This window comes from Streptomyces flavofungini, assembly GCF_041028215.1.
In the GTDB taxonomy this organism is placed as follows: domain Bacteria; phylum Actinomycetota; class Actinomycetes; order Streptomycetales; family Streptomycetaceae; genus Streptomyces; species Streptomyces flavofungini_B.
Window position 1 is genome coordinate 1 of the sequence record NZ_JASKYR010001154.1, and the last position, 1,630, is coordinate 1,630.

Genomic DNA, 1,630 nt, shown 5'->3' on the forward strand with positions numbered 1-1,630 from the left:
GGCATGCMCCWSSSMCWRCGCCCCGCGGAACTGGGCGAGCGACCCGGGACGGGCCGCAGTCGTCGGGCGGGGCGTAGGGGGTGGTGCATGCCGGTGTGGGGTGTGCGATTCGGTGCGGTGCTCGGAGCGTGGCACGATGCCGTCATGTCCTCCGCACTGACCGATCTCTGCCGCTGTCCGATCGTGCAGGCCCCCATGGCGGGCGGGGCCTCGAACCCGCAGCTGGCCGCGGCCGTGTCCGACGCAGGAGGGCTCGGGTTCCTCGCCGCCGGGTACAAGACCGCCGACGGGATGTACCAGGAGATCAAGCAGGTCAGGGGGCTCACCGCACGCCCCTTCGGCGTCAACCTCTTCATGCCGCAGCCCGACGGCGCGGACGCGGGGGCGGTCGAGGTGTACCGCAACCAGCTCGCGGGCGAGGCCACCTGGTACGAGACCCAGCTCGGCGACCCGGACAGCGGACTCGACGACGGGTACGACGCCAAGCTCGCGATCCTGCTCGACGACCCCGTGCCGGTCGTCTCCTTCACCTTCGGCTGCCCCTCCCGCGACGTCCTGGACTCCTTCGCGCGCGTCGGCACCCTGACCGTCGTCACCGTGACCACGCCCGAGGAGGCGCAGACCGCCCAGTGGGCGGGCGCCGACGCCGTCTGCGTACAGGGCGTCGAGGCGGGCGGCCACCAGGGCACCCACAAGGACCAGCCGGAGACCGACGGCGCCGGGCTCGGCCTGCTCACTCTCCTGACCCTGGTCCGCGAGACCGTGCAGCTCCCCGTGATCGCCGCCGGCGGCCTGATGCGCGGCGCGCAGATCGCCGCCGTGCTCGCGGCGGGCGCGGACGCCGCCCAGCTCGGCACCGCCTTCCTCGTCACCCCGGAGTCGGGCGCCAACGCCCTGCACAAGCAGGCCATGACCAACCCGCTGTTCGTGCGCACCGAGCTGACCCGGGCCTTCTCCGGGCGGCCCGCGCGCGGCCTGGTCAACCGCTTCATGCGCGAGCACGGCCCGTACGCGCCCGCCGCCTACCCCCAGGTGCACCACCTGACCAGCGCCCTGCGCAAGGCCGCGGCGAAGGCCGGTGACGCGCAGGCCATGGCGCTCTGGGCCGGGCAGGGCCACCGGCTGGCCCGGGAGCTGCCCGCGGGACGGCTCGTGGAGGTCCTCACAACCGAACTGGCCGAGGCGCGGGCGGCGTCGGCCCCGGTGGGCCAGGGGGACGAGCGATGACCGCGCCCGTGTTCGTCGTGGAGCACTTCGACGCGGGCGGCGGCGGGCGCTATGTGCTCGACGGGCCCGAGGGACGGCACGCCGTCTCCGTGAAGCGGCTGCGCGCCGGTGAGGACGTCGTGCTGACCGACGGCGCGGGGCGCTGGGCGGACTGCGTGGTCGTGGACACCGAGGGCAAGGACCGGCTGATCGTCCACATGGACTCCGTCGCCGAGGAGCCCGCGGAGTCGCCCCGCATCACCGTCGTCCAGGCGCTGCCCAAGGGCGACCGTGGTGAGCTGGCCGTGGAGACCATGACGGAGACCGGCGTCGACGCCGTCGTGCCGTGGGCCGCGTCGCGCTGCATCACGCAGTGGAAGGGCGAGCGCGGCCTCAAGGCGCTCGCCCTTCCACTGCGTGATGC

2 protein-coding genes are annotated in these 1,630 nt (G+C 74.3%); both read left to right on the plus strand.

The genetic code is table 11. From position 1 onward, the window contains the following. Positions 1–144: 144 nt before the first annotated feature. On the plus strand, positions 145–1,227 hold the full coding sequence (locus tag AB8Z36_RS39290) for a nitronate monooxygenase (protein ID WP_369218147.1): 1,083 nt from the start codon (positions 145–147) through the stop codon (positions 1,225–1,227). Beyond that, on the plus strand, positions 1,224–1,630 hold a 407-nt coding region (locus tag AB8Z36_RS39295), incomplete at its 3' end, for an RsmE family RNA methyltransferase (protein ID WP_369218148.1). The genes AB8Z36_RS39290 and AB8Z36_RS39295, both read left to right, overlap by 4 nt.

Coding starts and splice junctions, on each gene's coding strand:
- AB8Z36_RS39290 (WP_369218147.1), top strand. CDS start 145: ATGTCCTCCGCACTGACCGATCTCTGCCGCTGTCCGATCGTGCAGGCC.